Source organism: Vibrio sp. V38_P2S17PM301 (assembly GCF_009904845.1).
GTDB classification, from domain to species: Bacteria; Pseudomonadota; Gammaproteobacteria; order Enterobacterales; family Vibrionaceae; genus Vibrio; species Vibrio proteolyticus.
In genome coordinates, this window is the sequence record NZ_WXWO01000091.1 from 1 (window position 1) to 22,884 (window position 22,884).

The 22,884-nt window shown below is 50.4% G+C and carries 29 protein-coding genes; 11 read left to right on the plus strand and 18 right to left on the minus strand.

Features of this window, described 5'->3' with window-relative positions; translation table 11 throughout:
• The first annotated feature begins 140 nt into the window (after positions 1 to 140).
• Complete coding sequence (gene nprV, locus CAG64_RS19120; protein ID WP_021706341.1) at positions 141 to 1,970, plus strand: vibriolysin; 1,830 nt, start codon at positions 141 to 143, stop codon at positions 1,968 to 1,970.
• Between the two features lie 50 nt (positions 1,971 to 2,020).
• Here the strand turns inward: nprV and CAG64_RS19125 are convergent, their stop codons facing one another.
• The 11 genes from CAG64_RS19125 to CAG64_RS19175 all read right to left on the minus strand — a co-directional run bounded on the left by CAG64_RS19125 (position 2,021) and on the right by CAG64_RS19175 (position 9,019).
• Positions 2,021 to 2,275: a Rho-binding antiterminator gene (locus tag CAG64_RS19125; protein WP_021706340.1), complete on the minus strand. Its 255-nt coding sequence runs from the start codon at positions 2,273 to 2,275 to the stop codon at positions 2,021 to 2,023.
• Positions 2,276 to 2,284: 9 nt separating this feature from the next.
• Positions 2,285 to 2,608 carry a cupin domain-containing protein gene (locus CAG64_RS19130; protein ID WP_021706339.1) on the minus strand — a complete coding sequence of 108 codons (324 nt, stop codon included), beginning with the start codon at positions 2,606 to 2,608 and terminating at the stop codon, positions 2,285 to 2,287.
• Positions 2,592 to 3,140 (minus strand): O-acetyl-ADP-ribose deacetylase, encoded by a 549-nt coding sequence (locus CAG64_RS19135; RefSeq protein ID WP_021706338.1) that lies wholly within the window; start codon positions 3,138 to 3,140, stop codon positions 2,592 to 2,594. The genes CAG64_RS19130 and CAG64_RS19135 overlap by 17 nt, the downstream gene beginning before the upstream one ends.
• Before the next feature lie 3 nt (positions 3,141 to 3,143).
• Positions 3,144 to 4,118 (minus strand): D-2-hydroxyacid dehydrogenase family protein, encoded by a 975-nt coding sequence (locus CAG64_RS19140; protein WP_021706337.1) that lies wholly within the window; start codon positions 4,116 to 4,118, stop codon positions 3,144 to 3,146.
• A gap of 123 nt (positions 4,119 to 4,241) precedes the next feature.
• On the minus strand, positions 4,242 to 4,646 hold the full coding sequence (locus tag CAG64_RS19145; protein ID WP_021706336.1) for a VOC family protein: 405 nt from the start codon (positions 4,644 to 4,646) through the stop codon (positions 4,242 to 4,244).
• Between the two features lie 9 nt (positions 4,647 to 4,655).
• Positions 4,656 to 5,255, minus strand: coding sequence for a LysE/ArgO family amino acid transporter (locus tag CAG64_RS19150; protein ID WP_021706335.1), 600 nt, complete (start codon positions 5,253 to 5,255; stop codon positions 4,656 to 4,658).
• Entirely contained in the window at positions 5,252 to 5,782 is a 531-nt protein-coding gene (gene speG / locus CAG64_RS19155; protein WP_021706334.1) for a spermidine N1-acetyltransferase, read from the minus strand. Before speG ends, CAG64_RS19150 begins: the two co-directional genes overlap by 4 nt.
• Positions 5,783 to 5,842: 60 nt before the next feature.
• Positions 5,843 to 6,379, minus strand: a complete 537-nt coding sequence (locus tag CAG64_RS19160) for a DUF924 family protein (protein ID WP_161452793.1) — start codon at positions 6,377 to 6,379, stop codon at positions 5,843 to 5,845.
• Positions 6,380 to 6,482: 103 nt separating this feature from the next.
• Positions 6,483 to 7,109: a type B chloramphenicol O-acetyltransferase gene (gene catB, locus CAG64_RS19165; protein ID WP_161457583.1), complete on the minus strand. Its 627-nt coding sequence runs from the start codon at positions 7,107 to 7,109 to the stop codon at positions 6,483 to 6,485.
• A 162-nt stretch (positions 7,110 to 7,271) separates the two neighbouring features.
• Positions 7,272 to 7,532 (minus strand): CG2 omega domain protein, encoded by a 261-nt coding sequence (locus tag CAG64_RS19170; RefSeq protein WP_161457582.1) that lies wholly within the window; start codon positions 7,530 to 7,532, stop codon positions 7,272 to 7,274.
• Positions 7,533 to 7,588: 56 nt separating this feature from the next.
• Positions 7,589 to 9,019, minus strand: a complete 1,431-nt coding sequence (locus CAG64_RS19175; protein WP_161457581.1) for an aminotransferase-like domain-containing protein — start codon at positions 9,017 to 9,019, stop codon at positions 7,589 to 7,591.
• Positions 9,020 to 9,115: 96 nt separating this feature from the next.
• Here CAG64_RS19175 and CAG64_RS19180 point away from each other — a divergent pair, with 96 nt between their 5' ends.
• The 3 genes from CAG64_RS19180 (at position 9,116) to CAG64_RS19190 (ending at position 10,957) form a co-directional block, all read left to right on the plus strand.
• Positions 9,116 to 10,018 carry a DMT family transporter gene (locus CAG64_RS19180; protein WP_161457580.1) on the plus strand — a complete coding sequence of 301 codons (903 nt, stop codon included), beginning with the start codon at positions 9,116 to 9,118 and terminating at the stop codon, positions 10,016 to 10,018.
• A 169-nt stretch (positions 10,019 to 10,187) separates the two neighbouring features.
• The gene (locus tag CAG64_RS19185) at positions 10,188 to 10,484 is read left to right on the plus strand and encodes a hypothetical protein (protein ID WP_040902892.1); all 297 of its coding nucleotides are present in this window, start codon (positions 10,188 to 10,190) and stop codon (positions 10,482 to 10,484) included.
• A gap of 191 nt (positions 10,485 to 10,675) precedes the next feature.
• Positions 10,676 to 10,957: a DUF134 domain-containing protein gene (locus tag CAG64_RS19190; protein ID WP_161457579.1), complete on the plus strand. Its 282-nt coding sequence runs from the start codon at positions 10,676 to 10,678 to the stop codon at positions 10,955 to 10,957.
• On the opposite strand, the gene nqrM is transcribed toward CAG64_RS19190, so the two are convergent.
• The 4 genes from nqrM to CAG64_RS19210 form a co-directional block, all read right to left on the minus strand.
• Complete coding sequence (gene nqrM, locus CAG64_RS19195; protein ID WP_021706326.1) at positions 10,954 to 11,175, minus strand: (Na+)-NQR maturation NqrM; 222 nt, start codon at positions 11,173 to 11,175, stop codon at positions 10,954 to 10,956. The two genes, CAG64_RS19190 and nqrM, sit on opposite strands and share 4 nt — an antisense overlap.
• Positions 11,168 to 11,608 carry a NifB/NifX family molybdenum-iron cluster-binding protein gene (locus CAG64_RS19200; protein ID WP_161457578.1) on the minus strand — a complete coding sequence of 147 codons (441 nt, stop codon included), beginning with the start codon at positions 11,606 to 11,608 and terminating at the stop codon, positions 11,168 to 11,170. Before CAG64_RS19200 ends, nqrM begins: the two co-directional genes overlap by 8 nt.
• Positions 11,609 to 11,776: 168 nt before the next feature.
• Complete coding sequence (locus tag CAG64_RS19205; RefSeq protein WP_161457577.1) at positions 11,777 to 11,932, minus strand: DUF3012 domain-containing protein; 156 nt, start codon at positions 11,930 to 11,932, stop codon at positions 11,777 to 11,779.
• Positions 11,933 to 12,080: 148 nt separating this feature from the next.
• On the minus strand, positions 12,081 to 12,344 hold the full coding sequence (locus tag CAG64_RS19210) for a DUF3012 domain-containing protein (RefSeq protein ID WP_161457576.1): 264 nt from the start codon (positions 12,342 to 12,344) through the stop codon (positions 12,081 to 12,083).
• Between the two features lie 323 nt (positions 12,345 to 12,667).
• Here CAG64_RS19210 and rbsD point away from each other — a divergent pair, with 323 nt between their 5' ends.
• The 6 genes from rbsD to CAG64_RS19240 all read left to right on the plus strand — a co-directional run bounded on the left by rbsD (position 12,668) and on the right by CAG64_RS19240 (position 18,627).
• Entirely contained in the window at positions 12,668 to 13,087 is a 420-nt protein-coding gene (gene rbsD, locus CAG64_RS19215; protein ID WP_021706322.1) for a D-ribose pyranase, read from the plus strand.
• Positions 13,088 to 13,116: 29 nt separating this feature from the next.
• Entirely contained in the window at positions 13,117 to 14,622 is a 1,506-nt protein-coding gene (gene rbsA / locus CAG64_RS19220) for a ribose ABC transporter ATP-binding protein RbsA (RefSeq protein ID WP_021706321.1), read from the plus strand.
• A complete protein-coding gene (rbsC, locus tag CAG64_RS19225) occupies positions 14,619 to 15,602 on the plus strand; it encodes a ribose ABC transporter permease (RefSeq protein ID WP_021706320.1) in 984 nt (327 codons plus the stop codon). Before rbsA ends, rbsC begins: the two co-directional genes overlap by 4 nt.
• 62 nt (positions 15,603 to 15,664) lie before the next feature.
• Positions 15,665 to 16,546, plus strand: a complete 882-nt coding sequence (gene rbsB, locus CAG64_RS19230; RefSeq protein ID WP_161457575.1) for a ribose ABC transporter substrate-binding protein RbsB — start codon at positions 15,665 to 15,667, stop codon at positions 16,544 to 16,546.
• Between the two features lie 139 nt (positions 16,547 to 16,685).
• Positions 16,686 to 17,609, plus strand: coding sequence for a ribokinase (rbsK, locus tag CAG64_RS19235; RefSeq protein WP_021706318.1), 924 nt, complete (start codon positions 16,686 to 16,688; stop codon positions 17,607 to 17,609).
• A gap of 13 nt (positions 17,610 to 17,622) precedes the next feature.
• Positions 17,623 to 18,627: a substrate-binding domain-containing protein gene (locus tag CAG64_RS19240; RefSeq protein WP_161457574.1), complete on the plus strand. Its 1,005-nt coding sequence runs from the start codon at positions 17,623 to 17,625 to the stop codon at positions 18,625 to 18,627.
• Here the strand turns inward: CAG64_RS19240 and CAG64_RS19245 are convergent.
• Positions 18,624 to 19,529 (minus strand): LysR substrate-binding domain-containing protein, encoded by a 906-nt coding sequence (locus CAG64_RS19245; RefSeq protein ID WP_237668157.1) that lies wholly within the window; start codon positions 19,527 to 19,529, stop codon positions 18,624 to 18,626. The genes CAG64_RS19240 and CAG64_RS19245 overlap by 4 nt on opposite strands.
• Before the next feature lie 123 nt (positions 19,530 to 19,652).
• Between CAG64_RS19245 and xapA the strand changes: the two genes are divergently transcribed.
• Positions 19,653 to 20,483, plus strand: coding sequence for a xanthosine phosphorylase (gene xapA / locus CAG64_RS19250; protein WP_161452773.1), 831 nt, complete (start codon positions 19,653 to 19,655; stop codon positions 20,481 to 20,483).
• Positions 20,484 to 20,535: 52 nt separating this feature from the next.
• Here xapA and CAG64_RS19255 read toward each other — a convergent pair whose 3' ends face one another.
• Both CAG64_RS19255 and glpQ read right to left on the minus strand, forming a co-directional pair.
• On the minus strand, positions 20,536 to 21,471 hold the full coding sequence (locus tag CAG64_RS19255; protein ID WP_161457573.1) for a hypothetical protein: 936 nt from the start codon (positions 21,469 to 21,471) through the stop codon (positions 20,536 to 20,538).
• A 314-nt stretch (positions 21,472 to 21,785) separates the two neighbouring features.
• Positions 21,786 to 22,841 carry a glycerophosphodiester phosphodiesterase gene (glpQ, locus tag CAG64_RS19260; protein ID WP_161457572.1) on the minus strand — a complete coding sequence of 352 codons (1,056 nt, stop codon included), beginning with the start codon at positions 22,839 to 22,841 and terminating at the stop codon, positions 21,786 to 21,788.
• Between the last annotated feature and the right edge of the window lie 43 nt (positions 22,842 to 22,884).

A 22,884-nucleotide genomic window follows, 5' to 3' on the forward strand; every position in this document is an offset into this window, starting at 1 on the left:
GGATATAAAATATTTTTCTTACAAACTGGAATGTTACAGAAATGTAATTAATGGTTATTTCGCGAGTTATCGCAGGAGGGTTTAATTTCTGATTTATCAGTAGTTAAACAACGATTGAAAATAATCTCCAGGATTGAGAAATGAATAAAACACAACGTCACATCAACTGGCTGCTGGCTGTTAGCGCGGCAACTGCGCTACCTGTCACCGCTGCAGAAATGATCAACGTAAATGATGGCAGCCTGCTAAACCAGGCTCTTAAAGCTCAGTCACAGAGCGTTGCCCCGGTGGAAACCGGATTCAAACAAATGAAACGAGTTGTTTTGCCAAATGGCAAAGTGAAAGTTCGTTATCAACAAACTCACCACGGTCTACCGGTTTTCAACACCTCGGTAGTGGCGACTGAATCGAAGTCTGGCAGTAGCGAAGTGTTCGGTGTGATGGCTCAGGGTATCGCAGACGACGTGTCTACACTGACGCCATCCGTTGAGATGAAGCAGGCCATTTCAATTGCTAAATCGCGTTTCCAACAGCAAGAAAAAATGGTTGCGGAACCTGCAACGGAAAACGAAAAAGCCGAGTTGATGGTTCGTCTGGACGACAACAATCAAGCGCAACTAGTGTATCTGGTTGATTTCTTCGTTGCCGAGGATCACCCAGCGCGTCCTTTCTTTTTCATTGATGCGCAAACGGGTGAAGTACTGCAAACTTGGGATGGTCTGAACCATGCACAAGCTGACGGTACTGGCCCTGGCGGTAACACCAAAACAGGTCGTTATGAATACGGTTCTGACTTTCCTCCGTTTGTCATCGATAAAGTCGGCACTAAGTGTTCAATGAACAACAGCGCGGTAAGAACGGTTGACCTGAACGGCTCAACTTCAGGTAACACCACTTACAGCTATACCTGTAACGACTCAACCAACTACAACGATTACAAAGCCATTAACGGCGCGTACTCGCCACTGAACGATGCCCACTACTTCGGTAAAGTGGTTTTCGATATGTACAAAGACTGGATGAACACCACACCACTGACGTTCCAGCTGACTATGCGTGTTCACTATGGTAACAACTACGAAAACGCGTTCTGGAATGGTTCATCCATGACCTTCGGTGATGGCTACAGCACCTTCTACCCGCTGGTGGATATTAACGTTAGTGCCCACGAAGTGAGCCACGGTTTCACCGAACAAAACTCGGGTCTGGTGTACGAGAATATGTCTGGTGGTATGAACGAAGCGTTCTCTGATATTGCAGGTGAAGCAGCAGAGTTCTACATGAAAGGCAGCGTTGACTGGGTTGTCGGTGCGGATATCTTCAAATCATCCGGCGGTCTGCGTTACTTTGATCAGCCTTCGCGTGACGGCCGTTCTATCGACCATGCGTCTGACTACTACAATGGCCTGAATGTTCACTACTCAAGTGGTGTATTCAACCGTGCGTTCTACCTGCTGGCTAACAAAGCGGGTTGGGATGTACGCAAAGGCTTTGAAGTGTTCACCCTGGCTAACCAATTGTACTGGACAGCGAACAGCACATTTGATGAAGGCGGTTGTGGTGTAGTGAAAGCTGCGAGCGACATGGGTTACAGCGTTGCAGACGTAGAAGATGCGTTTAACACGGTAGGCGTTAACGCGTCTTGTGGTGCAACTCCTCCTCCGTCTGGCGATGTACTGGAAATCGGTAAACCGCTGGCGAACCTTTCAGGTAACCGCAATGACATGACTTACTACACGTTCACACCAAGCAGCTCATCTAGCGTAGTGATTAAGATCACTGGCGGTACAGGTGATGCAGACCTTTACGTGAAAGCGGGTAGCAAGCCAACCACGACTTCTTACGATTGCCGTCCATATAAGTACGGTAACGAAGAGCAGTGTTCAATTTCAGCGCAAGCGGGTACTACGTATCACGTTATGTTGCGTGGTTACAGCAATTACGCTGGTGTAACTTTGCGTGCTGACTAAACTCAGAATGGAACCAGTGAAGGCGCACCTTAAGGTGCGCCTTTTTTGTATCAGGCGATCTGTGTAAACGTGACCTGATCGAAGTGAGGATTGGCCGCCAGCGCTTGCATGCTGTGTAAGGACTCGGTGGGCAACGTCTCATGGCCACTGGATGTCGCAATGACGATGGCCTCTTTTCGCTCTGTGGTGTATGTGGTATCGACCGCCGTCCCTTCCACAATCGTGCCGTTGAGCAGTTTGAGTCTGACTGGCAGGTGATAAAGGCAGGCAATCTCGATGTAATCGTACTGGCTGCAGGACATCATAGTAGGCTCCTAAGAGTAGAATATGGCCAGCCAGATCGTTTCCGTATTCGGATCTGTCCAACTGACGCGATGGCGTGTGTGAGCCGGAATATTGAGACAGTCTCCGGCACGTAGCGTTACTTCACGGTTGTCAGCGTATAGAATACGACCGGCACCAGCGAGCAAGAGCACCCATTCATGCTCGGTTTGATCGTACCAGTGATTGGGAGGCGAAGAGTGGCCTTTGGACACGATACGCTCAATACGTAAGGTGTCGTGGCGTAGCACATCTTCGAACACTTCTTCACTGAGATCGACAGGCAGGTTCGCCAGTAAACTAAATGGTTGACTCATGACCCGCTCCGCGTTGGTGATTCAGATTCTGAAGTACTGTTTGCCACGTTTTGAGTGTGTGCTCGTCGAACAGATAAAACACGATCTCTAGGTCATGAAACTCTTCTTGCATACACGTGCGCAGAGCCTGGTACGCGGCGTCTTCAATCGGGTAACCGTAAACCCCGCAAGAGATCGCCGGAAATGCAATGCTGTGGCAATGATATTGCCGAGCCAGTCGCAGTGAGGCGGCATAGGCCGCTGTCAGCAAACGCGCGGGATCGGCACTTTGATGATAGATGGGGCCGACGGTATGAATGACATAACGTGCTGCCAGTGCGCCAGCCGAGGTAATGCGAGCTTCGCCTGTCGGGCAGCGGACACCTTCCACTGCCGGCACTTGACGACAAGCCTCCAATAGCGCTGGCCCTGCCGCACGGTGAATGGCGCCATCAACGCCACCGCCTCCCAACATCACCGGGTTGGCCGCGTTCACGATAGCATCGGTGGTGGCTGTTGTGATGTCTCCTTGCTGGAGGCGTAATGTACTCATACGCTATAACACCTCAGGGTTGGCGATATTGTGTGGTCGTTGCTCAGCATACGCCCGCACATTGTCAAACGCGTACCTAAAGTAAAGCTCATAACTGCCTTGTTCGACATAGCCAATATGAGGCGTGGCGACGACATTGGGCAGTGTTAACAACCATTGGTTGGTTGCATACGCCGGCTCCTGTTCAAACACATCAATCGCCGCCATTTTGCCCGGATGAGCGGACAGGGTGTCGTACAGCGCCTGAGGCTCGATAAGCTCAGCGCGGCTGATGTTAACTAGCAGAGCGTCGGGTTTCATTTGCTCAAGATCGTCCCGTGTGACGATATGACGTGTTGCGTCGTTCAGGCGTAGATGCAACGACACGATATCACAGTGCGTGAAAAACTGGTCACGGTTAGTAGCGGCTTGGTAACCCATGACTTGTGCTTTTTCACGTGATGCCTCACTACCCCAGATCATTACTTCCATGCCGAAAGCCGTGGCGTAACCTGCGACACGTTGTCCGATTTTCCCAAATCCCCAGATCCCCAAGCGTTTGCCCTCCAGTGTTCTTCCCAGAAAAGGTTGTCCCGATTGTTGCCAGTGACCGTTTTGCAACCGGTTGATATAGCTGGGAATGTGTCGCATGGCGGCCATGATTAATGCCCAGCAAAGCTCTGAAGGGGCAACCGGCGATCCGACGCCTTCAGCAACGGCTACCCGGTAGCGGTTGCAGGCATCCAAATCAAGGTGGTTACTGATTTTGCCCGTCTGGCTGATGAGCTTCAAATTAGGCAGGCGTGAGAGCAGAGCGTCGTTAATGAGCGTCCGTTCTCGAATGAGCACTAAGACGTCGAATGATTGAAGCATGTCCGCCAGTTTTTCGATGTCGGTTACCGTGTGATTAAACACCGTGACATCCATATCATGTAGCAGAGAGAAACACGCCAGATGACGAACCTGATCTTGATAATCGTCCAATACCGCAATACGCACAACAGACTCCTTGTGTCAGAAAAACAATGCGAGCAGGTTCTGAAATGCAACCAGTAACTTATCTGCCGCAATTGCGCGAATAATACGCCAGACGACAGTAGGTGGGTAGCGGATTGGCTGGTTTCATTTCTTGGGTTTGAGCTCGACCACGTTTCCTTCCGGATCCTGAATGTAAAGTGAACGACCAAAACCTTCCGCGCCATATCGCTCGGCGAACTCAGAGACTTCAATGCCGTGCGAAATCAGGTAGTGCGCCAGATCGGCTTCTTCCACTGGTGCCATTTGCAGACAGAAATGATCAACATTACGCCCATCCTGTTGGGGAGCCTGGCCGCCAAGTTGACCCAGTTCACTGTCAACCGGCACGATGTCAATCAAGGCACTTCCGGCTCGCAGTTGGATCAGGCCAATATCGGGTGCCAGTTCACGTTCAATCGGACAACCCAGAACATCTCGATAAAACGTCAGCATGGCTTCAATGTTGCTCGTGCGTAAAACGATGTGATCCAGTCCGTGGATGTGAATCATGTCAGCTCCTTATCGAATCAGGTGAATCGCCAGTATTAGCATGATCAAGCCGATCACGATTTCAAAGACCTTCCAGGCTCTCGCATGGCGAAAAATTGGGATCAGTGCTTTGGCGCCGAACCCCAAGCTAAAGAAAAAGACGAATGAGGCCGTCATTGCGCCCACCGCAAACGGGATTCTCTGACCGTCATACTGAGTGGATACCGAACCAAGCAGTACGATGGTATCAAGATAAACATGGGGGTTAAGCCAAGTGAATGCAAGGCAGATCAAGGCTGTTTTAACAGCACTGTGTTTTGCGTCACCTGCCGGGTTCAGTGCATGGTTTTCCCGATATGCCGACAGAAAACTGCGCAGAGCATACCAAAGCAGAAACAGTGCTCCGGCATAACGGGCAACACTTTCAATCATCGGAAACGCGTTGACCATCGCGCCAAATCCGGCCACGCCAGCGGAGATCAATATTGCGTCAGAGCATGCGCACAGTGAGCACACCAGCAGCACATGGTGCTGCCGAATGCCTTGTTTAAGTACAAACGCATTTTGTGCGCCGATGGCCAAAATGAGTGACAAGCCGAGTGTAAACCCGGCGAGAGCAGCAGCAATCATGCCTGGTCGAGCGGTTCTTTCTGGTACTGGTGTTGCAGAATATACATGCGTTTCACGTCTTGATACTGGCCATTGATAAAGTATTCTTCCACCAGGTGGCCTTCTTCAATAAAGCCGCATTTCTGATAAAGGTGAATCGCTTTTTTATTTTCGACTGCAACCAGTAGGTAAATCTTGTGCAGGTTCAGTACCGAGAAGGAATAGTCCAGCGCACGCAATATCAATTCGGTGGCGAATCCACGCCCCTGATACGCTGGGGCGACAATGATCTGGAACTCTGCGCTTCGGTGGATGTAATTGATTTCAATCAGCTCCACCAGACCGATCAGGCTTTGGTTTTCGTCTTCAACGACAAATCGCCGTTCGGCATCATCGTGAATATGACGCTTATAGAGCTCTTCCAGTTCATCAAATGACTCATACGGTTCTTCAAACCAGTACGACATGATATTGCGGTTGTTATTAAGATCATGGATAAAGCGCAAATCGGAGCGTTCCAACGCGCGTAACTTCAGTCCACTGTTCATGGTCGAGGCCCTTGAAAAGAATATGCATAAACACTCGCTGCTATGGCAGCGAAACATCAGTTAAAAGCTCGAGCCCGGTTGCTGTAAGAAGGCCATCTCCTCGTCAGTGCTGAGCCGGCCGAGGATTTCGTTTCGGTGTGGGTATCGGCCAAAGCGGTCAATGATGGCTTTGTGTCGGAGCTCGAAATCGTAGTTGTACTCCAATCCGGGACAACTGAAAAGCTTCATAGCCTGTTCGTGAATGCGTCTGGACTCACTGTGCATAAATGGCATGTATAAAAAGCTTTTTTCGTCAGCGTTGAGGGCATCGTCCGCACCGGCTGCGATGGCTTCCTGTGCCAGAGCAAGAGCAAGCGGGTCTTGTGCGAACGCTCGGGGAGTATTGCGGTAAACATTGCGTGAAAACTGATCAAGAACGATGATTTCGGCCAGTCGACCATGCGGATTGCCGCGCCAGTTATACAATTCCGCCTGTGCCGCACTGTCGAGGACATCGGTAAAACGCTCGGTGATACGTTCATCCAGCGTGGGATCGCCGGAGAACCAGTCTTTCGATTCCAGTTCCTGAAACCAAAAATTGAGAATTTCCTGATACATAGCGCGTCCTTGAGTTTCCGTTTAACGATGTTTCATCCTAGGATGCAAATCGCACTTAAGTCAAAACTTCGGCTCGAATATGGGCTTAAGTGCGACGTTTCACTTAACGAAGATGTTTCCAGTACTGGTACAAACCATAGATATCCGACGAACAAAGCAGGGGCATTGCACCTTTGAGTTGTTCATCTGGCCAGTCCCACCATTGGATTTCGAGCAATATCGCCACCTCTTCGTCGGAGAAGCGATGACGAATATGGCGGGCAGGGTTGGAGCCAACAATGGAGTAAGGTTCAACATCTTTGGTCACAACGGCACGACTGGCAATCACGGCGCCGTCGCCGATCGTCACCCCTGGCATAATCATCGCTTCTGAGCCTATCCAGACATCATTACCGATGACCGTGTCGCCTGCGGGTTTAAAGGCATCCAGCGCCCCTTCAAATGCGGGATTTTCCTGATAAAAAAATGGGAAAGTCGTGGCCCAGTCAGTGCGATGACCCTGATTTCCCGCCATCATGAATACGGCGCCTGAGCCTATCGACACATAACGGCCAATGATCAATTTGTCCACGTCGGAGCGATCTGGCACAAGATAACGGACGCAGTCATCAAAGCTATGACGGTGATAGTAGCCTGAGTAGTAGCTGTGGTCGCCAACAATGATGTTGGGATTGGTGACTTGCTCTTTCAGGGATTTGCCAGCGAATGGACTTTCGAAATAGTTTTTCATTGCTGATTGATATCCTTGTTGTTGGTTCAGCGCCGAGTCTAAGGCGACTCGTCTGACGGCTCAAACGATTTGTTATCAAAGCAATTTTTGTTTATTTCAGATCAATGGACAATGAGAAAATAAAAAAGGCCACACTGTGGCCTTTTTGTCCTTAGGGTAAGCTTAGCTGTTGCCTTTTTTGTCTTTCTTATCTTTGTTGTGGCCCTGACCTGGGTTGTCATCGCCGTGAACACTGCGGCTCTCGCCGTCCATCTGGCCTTTGCCTTTTTCCGGGTCACAATCTTCAGATTTGATCTTGATGTTATCGCCATCCATTTTCAGACAATCTTTACTGACTTCCATCTTGTCGGTAGAGATGGAAATATCGGCGTACGCCACTGAACAGGGCAGTAGCAGAGCTGCGAGTAAGAGTGATTTCTTCATGCTTTACCTGTTAAGGAGTTATTGAACGGAACTCCCTGAGTGTAGCAGACCCGATTTCAGCCCGTGTGCTTTGTGCCACAATACTCAGAAATGAGGCGTGCCAGCTTGTCTATCCCTTGTTGCCAGTGACGTTCATCCCGGTAGTGCGCGCAGCTGAGCCTTAGGGCGTTGCGAAAACCGTCTGATGTCGCAAACACGGTTCCGGGTAGCAGACTGATTTTGTGTTCATGACAGGCTCGGTAAAGAGCTTCGCTGTCAAACTCCCCATCGATGAGCAGCCAGGACAAGTAGCCACCGTCCGGTTGAGTCAGATAAAAGCGCTTGTGCAAATTAGAGTATCGGTTCAATGCGTCACTTAACTGTTGGTGCAATCGGCGTTGGTTGTGCTGATACGTCCGGCGCATTTTGTTGATGTGCTGGCGGTATTTGCCGGTTGTCAGAAACTCAGCTGCCGCGGATTGGATCAGGTTCTGACTGCCCATATTTTCACAGATCAGCAGTTTTTCAATCTCTGGCTGATAGCACCCGGCAATCAACCAGCCAAGACGCAGACGTGAATCGAGCGTTTTAGAGAGGGAATTGACGTAGATGACCCGTTCGTCGCTGGCCAGCGCGGCCAGAGGCGCAATGCCCTCATCAAACGCCAAAGCGCCGAATACATCATCTTCGATGATAGGTATACCCGAAGAGGCGTCAAGCAAGGCCAATCGTTTCTCTAGTGGCATTCTGGCTCCGGTCGGGTTAGCGAAGTTGGGAGTCACCAGAATTGCACGAATGTCCCAGCGTTTGAGCGCCTTGGCAAGTGCAGTGGGATCCATGCCAGTTCGGACACAACCGGGAATTTCTACGACCTGTAACCCAAGTGATTCCATCAACAACAAATTGCCGAAATAACAGGGAGATTCGACGGCAACAATATCGCCCGGCTTGGTTAACGCGCGCAGTGCCAGACTGATGGCTTGCTGGGCTCCGTTGGTGACAGCGATATCGTCTAAAGTGGCGGGGACACCAAGATCCCGGCTGATCCTGACCAACTGCCGCAAGAGTAGATTATGTCCGGGAGGAAGTTGATAGTGGCTTGGCATCTGACTTTGCAGGCGACTATGCCGGCCTATCGTAGCATAGAGGCTTTTGATGGCGGGCGCGTCTATGTTGGGATGAGCGGATCCCAGCGGAAGACGCTCCTTCTCTTCACGGTAGGTAAGGATCTCTTTAGATAGCGACAGTAAATCCACTCGTCTTGGCGGTTGTTGGGGAATCTGAGGGCTAGGTGTCGATTTGACTCGATAGCCTGACTTTTCGACTGCATAGACCACACCAGCGGCTTCCAGTTCTTGATACGCACGGATCACGGTATTTTTGCCGACGTTGAGCGTCTGGCTCAGTTGGCGAATGGACGGGAGCTTATCTTCCGCCCGGTAAAGCCCGCCATCGATGGCTTGTCTCAGATGGTATTCGACCATCAAATACTTGTTCGGAGTGTCCATTCTGTACCCATGTAAAATAAGTAAGCTGTGCCTTTTAATATTTCTGTGCCCAACTAAAGTAACGTGAAACTGAGATGAAAAGCCAGAGGAAAGGACATGTTGGTTCGCTTTATTCCGTTTGTATTTGTGATTCTTTGGGCGTCTGGCTTTGTTGGGGCCAGGCTGGGTCTGCAGTACGCAGAGCCAGCCACGCTATTGACCATCCGAATGGTCTCGAATGTGGTGCTGTTTTGGTTGTTGATTTTGGTGTTGCGGCGGCGTATTCCGCGTGGGAAAGCTCTGTTGCACAGCGTGGTTGTCGGTGTCTTGATCCACGGATTTTACCTGGGAGGCACTTATCTGGCGATTGACTTGGGGATGCCTGCCGGGCTGAGTTCCTTGTTGGTCGGGACGCAACCGATACTGACTGCTTTATTATTGGTTCTTTTTACGGCAGAGCGGTTTCGACGTTCTCAATGGCTGGGGTTAGCGCTTGGCTTTGTTGGGATCAGCTTGGTTCTGGCCGGGAATATGGCCTGGCAATCGGACCAGCACAAATGGCTGGCGATCGGGTTGTGTGTGGTGTCTCTGTTGGGGATCACGTTGGGTACTCTGTATCAGAAAAAATGGTGTAAAGGTTGTGACATGGTAGGCGGTGCGATGATCCAGTACCTGGCTGCCAGTACACTGTTTTTACCATATGCAATGCAGTACGAAAGCATGCAGGTTGAATGGAACATGACGTTCATTCTCACCATTCTCTGGTTGGTGGTCGTGTTGTCCTGTGTCGCTATCTTGTTGCTCCTGTATATGGTGGAACATGGTGCCGCATCCAATGTGGCTTCGGTGTTCTATTTGGTGCCGCCAACCACGGCTATACAGGCTTGGTTGGTATTTGGTGAGTCGTTTGACCTTTTGGGCGCACTTGGTTTTCTCTTGTCTGCCTGCGCAGTGTATCTGGTAGTGCGTAAACCGCGGCTGGTGCCGGAGAAAACCTCGGAAGTGGTGGCGGCATCTTAGTGTGCAATTCAGGCGGTCTGAAACTGACCGCCTGTTTGTCACCAATTGTTAGGTTACTCTCCACCGTGGGCCGCACAGTGCAGAGGCACCAGCATATCGCCCTTTAGAGTAAGTTACAGCATACGCTCACCCAATATAATGGAGGTTTGTTCTAAATTGTTTGGGATACATGGTGCCAAAACCCGATCGAATGACCGCAATGCAACAATTGATTGATGAGGTCAAAGCCACTTTGCCGATTTATGCTCCAGAGACGTTTGTGTGCGGTCCGCAAGGCAGTTGCCTTGGGTGCCCGAAAAAACTGCTTGAAATGGTGGAATCTGAACTGTGTTATTGGGAGTCGGCATTGAGAAGGGGCGTCATACCCCAGTTCGATGAGATTCGACGGTTTGGCAAGCTGTGCCTGAGTGTGCGCCGCGCGCTGCTGCGAAATCAGATTCCTTTGCTGCAAAAGAAAAAGCCCTGACCAACGTGGCCGGGGCTGAAAAAAGTAGTGTCAAAGTGACAGTGGTTACATAACTTAATCGGGTTTATTCTAAGTGGGTTTCGATAACGCTTTGTTTGGATTACGTTAATATTCAATCAGAAAGCGGTTGAAAGCATGATTGTTTGCTGAAGAGTTCGGGAGTATGCTTGGCGGATAAATAGGGGAGAATCATGGCACGTCCTAAAAAACAGCGCACCATCTGCGCGCGCCCACCATACAGCTGCTACAAGCCCAACGGCGTACCCATGACTGAGTTAAGTCAGGTCGAGTTATTGTCGGAAGAGTTTGAAGCTTTGCGTCTGGCCGATCTTGAAGATTTGAGTCAACAGCAGGCAGCAGACCAAATGCAGGTCTCCCGCCAGACTTTTGGCAACATCGTAAAGCGTGCCCGTCATAAAGTGGCTTTGGCTCTGGTTCAGGGACAGGCACTGCATTTCCGCTTCGAGGACTAATGAGCGCGAGAGCGCTTGTCAGGCTCTTGTATCTGATACAAGGTCTTTGATTTCTCCTCATTTTCGCAACTGGTTTTACAATCGCAGACTTTGTCGACACCAATCTGGTTAAGACCTCCACAGCTCCCTTTGATACTGGCGCGGTGAAAGATAACGCCTAGTGCCATAAGCGCGATGATGCCCACGAATGCCAAAAACGCAATGATGAACTCAGTCATTGATCTGCTTTCCCCCGTTAATCTGCGTCAACTCGACCGGTGAGGATAAAGGCTGTAGTCGGTTTGGTGATACGCCCATTCTGCATGCCTGTTGCCGGCGAGATTGCCGGGTTTCCTCACTATTCAGTGTAGTTAATTCAGCGAGGTTCAGCTCATTTGGCGCTGTTTTCCGGTGACAGTGCCATACTGCAAGGTTTCGCTGGCGCAGTTTGATAAACATATGCTCGCCGATGTGACGCACGACTACGCCGTCTATACCGGAGGCGGCCAGTTGAGTAAGCAGTTCCGCTTTTCCCCGGCAGCCTGAAGTGCGAACGGCAGGATTGATAAAGCGGCGTAGTTCACCCAACTGCGTATCATAGATCATAAACTGCTGTGCTTTACTAAAATGAGCGGAGATAACGCCGCGATGCAATGGAAGAGCGATTTTCATGTGTTTTTCTCCTGTAAGAGCGTTCAGGAGCACAGTACGAAAATTATTAGCATATGCCAATAACTGGAATTGAAAACTTAGACTGCGGAAACATGAGACGTAAAAATGGCAATAAAAAAACCGGGGAACGCCCCGGTTATTGTATTGATATGAGTTGTACACAAGAGACTAGAAAATGCAGTGTTTGGTGAAGTCTTTGGCTTCGTTTGTTGTCCAGTCACCTTTCGGCTTTTCTTTCATATCGTTGCACCAGGCTTCGCTGCCCACTTTTGTACAACCAAACAAAGCGGCACTCATTAACAACATTGCTGCCAATTTTTTCATTTTCTTCTCCATTTTATCCAACGGTTAGGTGTGCGGCTGACTTTAGGTAGCAACCCGTGCAGCTTCGTCAGGGGGATGTCAATATTCAGCACAATCAGAGTATTGCGACAGAATTGGCTGACCAATATACCCTTAATTGCAACATCGATCAGAAGATACAGTGTTTCGCGTAGCTGGTGGCTTCGTTTGCGCTCCAGTCACCTTTCGGTTTTCTGTCCATATCTTCACACCAGGCTTGGCTGCCAATCTCATTCTGAAAAACGCAGTATTGGGCGAAGTCAACTGCGTTCTGACCTGTCCATTCCGTTTTTGGCTTGCCTCTTAGTGCACTGCACCAGTTTTTGCTACCGACTTCATCACTGCAGGCCGATAAGGCACCAACCGTTAACAGTAAAACAACCAGTTTTTTCATTGTTCGGATAACCCTGTATTAAGCAATGTCCGCTACTATACCGAAAATATTAGTTTCAATGTTAACACCCGGCCAATTCCCATCTCACTGATATGATTGTCAGTGAAAAGGATCACTTTTTCAGCGTCCGTGAGTCACCATTGGCAGATCCGAGTCACATATTCGAGACGGTTGAGATGCAACAGCATTTATTCACGTTAGTATGGCATCGAAACGTTTCGATGAGTTTTCTGACAATAACATTCAACCACTGAAAAACTCTTTGTTGTCTTAACGTACCGGTGAATCCAGACGGGTTTCTGCCGCTTAATCAAGGTGAATACATGAAAAAAAGTACCCTCATCAACTCAGAGCTGTCTTATTTGGTTGCCACGTTGGGCCATACTGACGAAATCACGATTTGTGATGCTGGTTTGCCGATTCCGGATCAAGTACAGCGGATCGATCTCGCGTTGACTCACGGCATTCCGGGATTCATCGAAACCGTGCGTGTCATCCTGTCCGAGTCTCAGATTGAAGGGGTTGTGATTGCCAGAGAGTTCGAACAGGTCAGCCCGGAACATCATCGGGCACTGATCAACGAGCTGGAGCACGAACAGGAAAGTACCGGACGTGAGATCACCGTTCAGTACTTATCACATGATGATTTTAAGCAGCGTACCCACCAGAGCCGGGCAGTGGTTCGTACTGGTGAATGTACGCCGTATGCCAACGTGATTTTTCAGGCCGGTGTGGTGTTTTAAATCCGTATTGAAACGATTGGGAATTCTCTATGACTCAAGCGATATTACAGCTCAGCGAGATTGAAAAAGCCTTTCCTGGTGTCAAAGCGCTCGACAAGGCCAGCCTGAAGGTTTATCCGGGCCGCGTAATGGCCCTGATGGGGGAAAACGGTGCCGGAAAATCGACCTTGATGAAAGTTCTGACGGGGATCTATTCACTGGATGCCGGTTCGATTTCGTACCAAGGGCAACCGGCGGCATTTAAAGGGCCGCGAGATTCTCAGCAGGCCGGAATCAGCATTATTCACCAGGAACTGAACCTGATACCAGAACTGACCATTGCTGAAAACATATTTCTCGGCCGCGAATTTACCAGTGCATTGGGCCGGATCCAGTGGGACAAAATGTACGAGCAAGCCGATCAACTGCTGGCGCGTCTGAATGTGCGGCACAGTGCCAAAACACTGCTCGGCGAGCTTAGCCTGGGTGAGCAACAAATGGTCGAAATCGCTAAAGCGCTGTCGTTTGAATCCCGCGTGATCATCATGGACGAGCCGACAGATGCGCTTACGGATACGGAGACAGACTCTCTTTTCGCCGTGATCCGGGAGCTGCGTGAGCAAGGTTGCGGGATTGTGTACATTTCTCACCGACTGAAAGAGATCTTTGAAATTTGTGATGACATCACGGTGCTTCGCGACGGCAAATTCATCGGTGAGTGTCAGGTGTCAGATACCAACGAGGATGGCCTGATTGAAATGATGGTCGGGCGCAAACTGGAAGAGCAATACCCGCGTATTGATGTGACACATGGTGACGTCTGCCTGGAAGTGGAAAGGTTAACCGGGGCGGGCGTGAAAGACGTGAGCTTCACGTTGCAGCGAGGCGAAATTCTTGGAATTTCGGGGCTGATGGGCGCTGGGCGTACGGAACTAATGAAGGTGATTTACGGTGCTCTGGCGAAGCAAAGTGGTGTTGTCCGTCTTGACGGTGAAGAGATCAACCCGACGTCACCACAAGGTGGCTTGGCGAGCGGTATCGCTTACATTTCGGAAGACCGTAAAGGCGATGGCCTAGTGCTGGGGTTGTCGGTGAAAGAAAACATGTCACTGTGCGCGCTCGATCAACTGAGCCGGGGTTGTCAGATTCGTCACGCTGATGAAATCATGGCCGTGGAAGACTACATCGGCTTATTCAATATTAAAACACCGTCGCGTGACCAGATCATCGGTAACTTGTCGGGAGGGAATCAACAGAAAGTCGCGATTGCCAAAGGTTTAATGACTCGCCCGAAAGTCCTGATTCTGGATGAGCCAACGCGCGGAGTTGACGTCGGCGCCAAAAAAGAAATCTACCAACTGATCAATAAATTTAAAGCGGCGGGGATGAGCATCATTCTGGTGTCATCGGAAATGCCAGAAGTGCTGGGCATGAGTGACCGTATTTTGGTGATGCATGAAGGTCGCATCAGTGGCGAGTTTGATGCCGTTGATGCCGATCAGGAAAAACTGCTGGCGTGTGCAGTAGGTAAAATGATTAACGAGGAAGCAGCATGAGTACCAATACCATGAGCAAACCACAACCAGCCAGCACAAAGAAGCTGTTTAGCAAAGAGTGGCTGATTGAACAGAAGTCGCTGATAGCACTGTTATTTTTGATCATTGTCGTATCGTTTCTGAACCCCAATTTCTTTACCGTCGACAACATTCTCAACATTCTACGCCAGACGTCAGTCAATGCCATCATCGCGGTGGGGATGACCTTGGTCATTCTGACCGCAGGCATTGATTTGAGCGTCGGATCCGTTCTGGCACTGTGTGGCGCGTTTGCCGCCAGCCTGATAGCGATGGAAGTGCCTGTCTTGATCGCGGTACCAACGGCACTGCTCGCGGGGGCGGCTCTGGGCGCAATCAGCGGCATTATTATCGCAAAAGGGAAAGTGCAGGCTTTCATTGCCACTCTGGTGACGATGACGTTATTGCGTGGCGTGACCATGGTTTACACCGACGGACGTCCAATTTCTACTGGTTTTACTGATACGGCGGACGCGTTCGCCTGGTTCGGTACCGGATACGCACTGGGAATTCCGGTCCCTGTCTGGCTGATGGTGATTGTGTTCGCCGCTGCCTGGTATCTGCTCAATCATACTCGTTTTGGCCGCTATGTTTATGCGCTGGGCGGAAACGAATCGGCGACCCGTTTATCTGGCATTAATGTCGACCGTGTGAAAATCGGGGTATACGCCCTGTGTGGTTTGCTCGCAGCGCTGGCAGGCATCATTGTGACCTCACGTTTGTCTTCGGCCCAGCCAACCGCGGGTATGGGGTATGAACTCGACGCCATCGCGGCGGTGGTACTGGGTGGTACCAGCCTGATGGGCGGTCGTGGACGTATCATGGGAACCTTGATTGGTGCGCTGATTATCGGTTTCCTGAACAATGCACTTAACTTGCTCGACGTGTCTTCCTACTACCAGATGATTGCCAAAGCTGTGGTCATTCTTCTGGCGGTACTGGTCGATAATAAAAATAAATAAATCAATACGATATCTGGTTGGGGCAGACGCTCCAACCCACCCTGCAACAAAGGACTATAACGATGAAAAAACTGGCAACTCTTATCTCTGCTGCACTCCTTTCTTCCACCGTTTCTGTTGCTGCTCAGGCACAGGACACAATGGCGATTGTGGTATCGACACTGAACAATCCGTTCTTTGTCACCATGAAAGACGGCGCGGAAGCCAAAGCCAAGGAACTGGGGTATAACCTGATTGTTCTGGACTCGCAAAACGACCCGAGCAAAGAACTGTCAAACGTTGAGGATCTGACCGTTCGTGGCGTTAAAGCGATTCTGATCAATCCAACCGACTCGGATGCGGTGTCCAATGCCATCCGAATGGCGAACCGCTCTAAGATTCCGGTACTGACACTGGACCGCGGTGCGAGCCGAGGTGAAGTGGTTAGCCATATTGCATCGGACAACGTGGTCGGTGGAGAAATGGCGGGTCATTTCATCATGGAAAAAGTGGGTGAAAAAGCCAAAGTCATCCAGTTGGAAGGCATCGCAGGAACCTCGGCGGCACGTGAGCGTGGAGAAGGCTTTATGAATGCGGTAAAAGGCAGCAACATGGATCTGCTCGCCAGTCAGCCTGCGGACTTTGACCGCACCAAAGGCCTCAACGTAATGGAAAACCTGCTGGCTGCGAATCCGGATGTTCAGGCCGTATTTGCTCAAAACGATGAAATGGCGTTGGGTGCACTGCGTGCGGTTCAGGCTTCAGGTAAAGACGTCATGATCGTGGGCTTTGATGGCACGGAAGATGGTATTGCGGCGGTTAATCGCGGCAAACTGGCGGCAACCATCGCGCAGCAACCGGACTTGATTGGTGCGTTGGGCGTTGAAACGGCCAACAAAGTACTCAAGGGCGAGAGCGTGGATGAGTATATCCCGGTGCCGCTTAAAGTGGTCACGAAGCAGTAATCATTATGCCCCGCACCACAAACGTGCGGGGCATTTCTGACCCTCGACAGGGTCGATACTTGTGCGTGTTTACGAGGACGTACAAGTATCACTCCTGTTTCTCTATTGTTTAAAGGTTCTCAGAACCGAGGATAACCGAATGAATAAACTCGTCGTGTTAGGTAGCGTGAACGCTGACCATGTTCTTCAAGTGCCTTCATTTCCTCGCCCCGGCGAGACGCTGCATGGTCATAATTACCAGGTGATTCCGGGTGGTAAAGGCGCCAATCAGGCGGTGGCGGCAGCGCGTCTGAAAGCCGACATCGGTTTCATTGCCTGTGTCGGAGATGATGCGTTTGGCATTAACATTCGTGAAAGCTTTAAGTGCGATGGCATGAACACGGAAGGGGTGAAAATGCAGCCGAACTGCCCAACCGGTATCGCCATGATTCAGGTTGCTGACAGCGGTGAAAACAGCATCTGTATTTCTGCCGAAGCGAACGCTCGTCTGACGGCTGAGATGATTGAGCCGGATCTGGAGCGAATCCGTCAGGCCAGCTATCTGCTCATGCAACTGGAAACACCTTTGGACGGCATTGAGAGAGCCGCTCAAGAAGCCAAATCGCACAAGACCAATGTGATCCTGAACCCGGCTCCGGCGCGTGAATTGCCAGATGACTTACTCAACTGCATTGATGTGATCACACCGAATGAAACAGAGGCTGAAGTCCTGACCGGCATAACCGTGACAGACAATGCATCTGCGCAACAAGCTGCGAATGTACTACACCACAAAGGGATTGAAATCGTATTGATCACGTTGGGCGCGAAAGGGGTCTGGTTGAGTCAGAATGGGCGTGGTGAACTGATCTCTGGCTTTGCGGTAGAGCCTGTGGATACGACCGCCGCTGGCGATACGTTTAATGGGGCATTAGTCACTGGTTTATTGGAAGATATGCCTTTAGAATCAGCCATTAAGTTTGCTCATGCTGCGGCTGCCATTTCTGTCACCCGTTTCGGAGCCCAGACTTCGATACCCAATCGTCAGGAAGTCGAAGTGTTTTTGGCAGCCCATCAGTCATAAATAGGAGAATAACATGGCAACGATGAAAGACATCGCAAGACTCGCAGGGGTTTCCACTTCCACCGTCAGCCATGTTATCAACAAGACCCGATACGTCAGCGAAGCGATCTCTGAACGGGTCAATCAAGCCGCCAAAGAGCTGAACTACGCTCCTTCTGCTTTGGCCCGCAGCCTGAAAATTAACCGGACTCAAACCATCGGTATGCTGGTGACCACGTCAACTAATCCATTTTTTGGTGAAGTTGTGAAAGGGGTTGAGCGCAGCTGTTACCAAAAAGGTTACAACCTGATTTTGTGTAACACCGAAGGCGACAACGAGCGGATGAAAACGTCGATCGATACCTTGTTGCAAAAACGTGTCGATGGCTTGTTGCTCATGTGTTCGACGTTGGAAGGGGAGCGTATTGATGTCTTCGAACGTTATCCGGATATTCCGGTGGTGGTTATGGACTGGGGGCCGATGCTGTTTGCCAGTGACAAAATCCAGGACAACTCCTTGCGCGGTGGATACATGGCCGCCAAACACTTAATTGAAAGTGGTCATCGGGACATTGGTTGTATTACCGGGCCGTTGATCAAGCATCAGGCGCAGATGCGTTACGAAGGCTACAAACGGGCCATGAATGAAGCCGGTTTGGAATTCAAAGCGAACTGGATAGTCGAATCGGACTTCGAATGCGAAGGGGGGTATGAGGCTTTCAACAAAATGCTGGCAAAAGGGCCATTGCCCAGTGCAATTTTCGTGTGTAATGACATGATGGCAATGGGGGTGATCAACGCCGCCAGTCAACACGGCATCCGTATTCCTGAGGAGCTATCTCTGATCGGCTATGATGATATCCATATCGCGAAATTCATGACGCCACCACTGACCACTATCCACCAGCCCAAATACCGCCTTGGTCAGGCGGCGGTCGATACCCTGCTGAATAAACTGGACAAAGTGACGAATGAACCACAAGTTGTGCAACTTGAACCGACCTTAGTGGTGCGTGACAGCGTTAAAGCGCTGCGCTAAAGCTGTTCGAGGCTCCTTTTCAGTTCTTCTGCGATCAATGTAAGATCTGCACTTGGCTGTGCTAACGTCACCGCGCAAATATCCGCACGTATCTGCTCCTTTAAAGCAACAAAACGCACGTTGCTCCAGCTAAGCCCCTGGTAACTGGCGGGTACCACTGACAGCAACTCGCTGGTGGCCACTACAGCGACCACGGTATTGGGCTCAATCACCTGTTGAACGACATCGGGTGTAAAACCGAGTTGCTCGCAATAACGAATGATGAGATCCGTCGACGCGGAGTTGTGCTGACTGAGCATGACAAAGCTTTCCTGTGTCAACTCCTTGAGAGAGAGTTGCGTTTTGCTGCTCAGCGGATGATGCGCGGGCAACGCCACAACCATATTCTCTTCGAGCAGAGTGATACATTGAAGGTGTGGTGAGCGTTGGGCATCGGCGTATCGCACCAGCCCCATGTCGATGCGATGATCACGCAATGCAGTCAGTTGTTGGCTGGGGGCGGATTCCAGCAGGTTGATACGGATGTACGGATGTTGCCGACTCAACTGACCGAGCGCTTCACCGAACCCAGCCCAAAAGATCGAACTCATTAATCCCAGGTGAATGGATTGTATATCCTGACGCGCGACTTGCTGCACTTTATTCAGCGAGCGATCAAGTTGGTCAAACAGAGAAACACATTCATTGCGCAGTTGCGCGCCCGCAGGTGTTAACCGAACATTGCGAGAATCTCGCTCAAACAGATCGCTCCCTAGCAGCGTCTCAAGCTCTTTGATTTGTGTGCTGAGCGGTGACTTGGTGATGTTCAATTGCTCGGCGGCCCGGCTGAAGTGTCCGGTTTCGGCGACCTTTAGAAAATAACGCAGCATTTTCAGGCTGATACGATTAGATAGCGACGACATGATACGCACTTTACTGAATTAACTGTTTTGAATATTAGAACAAATGTGCTGAATTTAGAAATATAAACAGTACGGTTGGTGCGCTAGAGTGGGGAGGTGTGAAACAATATTGGGTAACTCAGAATGTCGTACGATCCTGTTGATAAAGCGCTTGAAACTATTTATGCCAGAAAGCCGGGCTTCCAGCCTCGTGTCGGATTTATTCTTGGCTCCGGACTGGGCGTGATTGCCGATGCGCTTGAAGAAAAAGTGGTGATCCCATACGAAGAGCTGGCGGGCTTTCCGGTCAGTACCGTTGAAGGCCATTCGGGCGAACTGGTGCTGGGCAAAATGAATGGTGTCGATGTGGCGTGCATGAAAGGACGAGGCCACTACTACGAACATCAGTCGATGAAAGTGATGACCACGCCGGTACGCACCTTCAAGCGTTTGGGGTGTGAATTTATGCTGGTCACCAACGCTGCTGGATCGCTGCGTCCGGAGCGAATTGACGTTGGCTCTCTTGTGGTGTTCCATGACCACATCAACACCATGCCAGAGTCTCCGATGACCGGGCCAAATGATGACGCGTATGGCCCGCGTTTTTTCAGTCTGGCCAATGCATATGATCGTACGCTACGCGAAGAGGTGCTACAGGTGGCTGAGCAACAAAGGATACATCTGAATCAGGGTGTGTTTGTCTCCTACACTGGCCCTAACTTCGAGACGGCGGCCGAGATTCGTATGATGCAGATCATCGGTGGTGATGTGGTTGGTATGTCGGTGGTGCCGGAAGTCATCTCGGCGGCACATTGTGGCTTACCGGTACTGGCTGTGTGTGCCATTACCAACATGGCGGAAGGGCTTGGTGATGTGCCATTGTCTCATGAGCAGACCCTGCGTTGTGCCAGGCTGGCAGAAAAAGACTTTATCGCTTTGATCCAAGCGTTTATGACTCAGCATTTTTCGTCCTGAATGCCCTGATTGGCAATGGAAAGAGCGCCCGCTGTGGCGCTCTTTTTTATGCTTACTGGTCAACCGGGACGGGGGGCGGATTGGTCATCCACTCTTCGCGAGTCAGATAGTTTTTTCCCCCCGATTTTATTAGCGGGCTGTTGTTGTCGACGATAGATAAATCATCCGGTGTGACGGTGCCCATGTAATACCATTGAGGTGTTTTGGTCAGATAGCGGAAACGACTGTCTGCAACGCCTGGTAAATAGTTGGCGTTGGCAAACGATCCGTTGGCGACGGTGGTGGTTCTCGTCGGGTAATAATCGGCGCCCACGCTAATCAATACTTTGGCGTTATCAATGGTGCGGGCGGCCTCTGGCCCATCAGGTATCAGCCAGGCTTTCATACGCACAAATGCGCCAATGACGTTACTGCCATCGATACCGATGATATCGGTTCCGCCATGAATGGGATAATGGTTGCTGCTCATCGTGTATTCTTTTGCGCCGGTGTCTGATGCTTTGTAGGGAATATCGCGGATGTAATCCACCATGTTGGATGAGAAGTAGGCTGCCCATATCACTGGTGTCATCTCCGGTGTGATATGTTCCCATTTTGCCGTCGCCGGGTTCATTGAAGCGTCCTCTGAGCGCAATAACCAGATATCCGAGTCGCCGACCGCCACCCGTACATTGTGAACCTGGTTATCTTGTGCTTCAAAAACAGTAAACCACTGGGTCATGGCATTCCAAGGTTCAGCGGTGGTCATCGACTTGTCGATAATAGCGTCTGACCAATAAGCCGGCGCTGCGTCTCCGCGCGGAATGCCTTGTACAATCGCGGCTCCTTTTGACCAACCGGTATGGCTCGGGGCGTTATACAAAGGTGCATCATTAGGTAAAGCCATCGCGGCATAAGTGTCACAGGCGACGATATGGTTGGCGTAAGACATAAAAGATAGCGAGCTGAGCAACCCTAACCATAGCGCCTGATGTTGTTTTTTTATCATGATTTCAATCTTGTGAAATATTGAAGTTGAATGTTCGATGCACGTGGGAAGGTGAGCCTTCGCTTGCGCATTACGGATTTAGTGACTTTACGTACAAAACTGCGCACGGGCGACGTAAAGCCTATGTCACTTGTAAGGCCTTTGTTCGTGCGGCTTGTCAGGATTTTCCAAATATTAACAACTGCCACAATAAACATAGCAGTACCACAGGGCAGTCGCGCAGTCTCTAATGTTAATTGGGGTGGGGATGAAAAAGAGGCAGAAAAAAGCCTTAATGTCGATTAAGGCTTTGATGTGGAGCGTTGAACGGTGGATTATTGGTTCAGGAAATGGACGGCTTTGTCCGGGAAGTCCGAGAACAGACCATCCACTTTTACCTGGTTGTAGAAAATATCCAGCATGCCGTCAAAGCTGTCAGTGTAAGCAGGAATGCGGCCTTTATCGGCGCGGAACGTGTAAGGATGGACGGCCAGTCCGGCGTCTTTTGCTTCTTTCATCAATGGCAGGATGATCAGGTTGTCTTTGGTAGATTTGTCGTCAACCAGCATCGGTTTCCACGGGCCGATTCCATCGGCATAAGTCGCGACTTGCTTCATTCCACCGGGCTGATACATCCAGTCGTAATTGTAAGGGGTGGCCTTATCACCTTTGTACTCCATGGTTTCGTTCCAGTCGGTGTACGCCATTAACTGCACCAACTTCAGGTCCATCTTCATTTCCGGCATTAACTGATCATGGATACGTTTCAGCTCAATAGGATCAAAACATTGCAGGTAGACTTTATCGTCTTCACTGTCATAGCCATACTGTTTAAGTACTTTGAGAACCGCGCTAGAGATGTCTTTGCCCTCGTGACGGTGGAACCAAGGGGCTTTGATTTCCGGGTAGATACCGATATCGTAACCCAGGGTTTTGTTCAGACCTTGAATCAACTCAATTTCTTCAGCCAGTGTCGGTACGGTAAAGTCAGATTTCCACATTGGAAAGCGATCCGGGAAACCAGCCACTTTGTTGCCTTTATCATCCAGATTGAACCCTTCCGTAACGCGCAGCGTTTTAATTTCAGCCAGCGTGAAGTCGATGGCGTAGTAACGGCCGTCTTCGCGTGCACGGTCAGGGAAACGTTCAGCAACGTCGGTGACGCGATCAAGATAATGATCGTGAAGGACGACCAGTTGATCGTCTTTCGTCATTACGACGTCTTGCTCGATATAGTCAGGCTTCATACCGTAAGCGAGGGCTTTGGCTTCAAGCGTGTGCTCTGGCAAATAGCCAGACGCCCCCCGGTGTGCGATCACCAGAGGTTTGGCAAAAGCGTTGGCAGAGAGTCCTAGCGCGATCAATGCTGCGCAAGCTGACGTTAATTTCATCACGATTTCCTTTGTTGTAAGAAGGCAGCCCGCAGGCTGCCAT